The 245-nt window shown below is 39.2% G+C and carries 1 protein-coding gene; it reads right to left on the minus strand.

The window, feature by feature from the left end:
* A partial coding sequence (locus tag LOK41_RS28850; protein WP_241819486.1) for a DDE-type integrase/transposase/recombinase occupies positions 1-245 on the minus strand: 245 nt, incomplete at both ends.

A 245-nucleotide genomic window follows, 5' to 3' on the forward strand; every position in this document is an offset into this window, starting at 1 on the left:
TTTTTCATCATATGCATGGTTTCAACGCCACTCAATATAGAAGTGGCTGTTTCATATGACTTGAGTCCTAACATAGTACGCACACGTTTCTCTTCTTTTAACTCTTGAATCGCTACTGGATAGGCTGGGTTCTTGTCTACTGTTATCACGCGAGGTTTACAAATATGAGAAGCAGCCAAGGCTTTCTTAAAAAAGCGCTTGGCCGCTTGTTTATCTCTTGATTCACTTAGATAAAAATCAATGGA

The sequence above is a fragment of the Bacillus sp. TL12 genome (genome assembly GCF_022625245.1).
Taxonomy (GTDB): domain Bacteria; phylum Bacillota; class Bacilli; order Bacillales; family Bacillaceae_G; genus Bacillus_A.